We start from the raw sequence: 881 nt of genomic DNA, 5'->3' as shown, positions 1-881 counted from the left end.
TGTCCAGGCACAAGGACGAGTTCGGCACGGTCGGCGCGATCGAAGGCGTGGCCGGCCCCGAGGCCGCCAACAACGCCGCCGTCACCGCCACGCTGGCGCCGCTGCTGACGCTGGGCATCCCCACCTCGAACACCACCGCGATCCTGCTGGCGGCGTTCCAGAACTACAACCTGCAGCCCGGCCCGATGCTGTTCCAGACCTCGGGCGACCTGGTGTGGGGCCTGCTGGCCTCGCTCTACATCGGCAACGTGATGCTGCTGGTGCTGAACCTGCCGGCCATCGGCCTGTGGGTGCGCATGCTGCGCATTCCCACGCCGCTGCTGTACGGCGGCATCCTGATCTTCGCGGGGCTGGGCGCGTACGGCATCCGCCAGTCGTGGTTCGACCTGCTGCTGCTGTTCGTGATCGGCGTGCTGGGCATGGCCATGCGGCGCTTCGACTTCCCCACCGCGCCGGTGATCGTCGGCATGATCCTGGGGCCCATCGCCGAGAAGCAATTGCGCAACGCGCTGTCGATCAGCCAGGGCGACTGGTCGATCTTCGTGACCCAGCCGATCTCGGCGACCATCCTGGCGATGACCGTGGCGGTGGTGGTGATTCCGAGGGTGCTGGGGTGGCTGGCGCGGCGCGCCGCGCGGCGTGGGGGGGTGGCGGATGCGGCGGGTTGAGTTGGCTTGCCGCGTGGCGGCGGGGTGATTATGTTGGCGAAGCCTGACACTTTTGTGGTGTTGGGCTTTTTTTTATTGGTTTATTGGGGGAGGGTTCTTTAAAGGTTGGGTTCGGCTTGAGACGCGGCTTCAAAGTCAAATTCTTAACTTCAGCGGCTGAAGGTCAAAGTCAACTTCTTAACGTTAAAGTTAAAGTCAAAGTCAACATCAAAG

At 63.6% G+C, this 881-nt stretch carries 1 protein-coding gene; it reads left to right on the top strand.

Annotated elements, in window-relative coordinates; all coding sequences use genetic code 11:
- A partial coding sequence (locus tag K206_RS40445; RefSeq protein ID WP_020207072.1) for a tripartite tricarboxylate transporter permease occupies positions 1–668 on the top strand: 668 nt, incomplete at its 5' end.
- Positions 669–881: the final 213 nt, after the last annotated feature.

It is taken from the genome of Cupriavidus sp. WS, assembly GCF_000395345.1.
Classification (GTDB): domain Bacteria; phylum Pseudomonadota; class Gammaproteobacteria; order Burkholderiales; family Burkholderiaceae; genus Cupriavidus; species Cupriavidus basilensis_B.
Note: the sequence above shows the minus strand (reverse complement) of the source record. Positions and strands in the feature narration are given on the sequence as shown.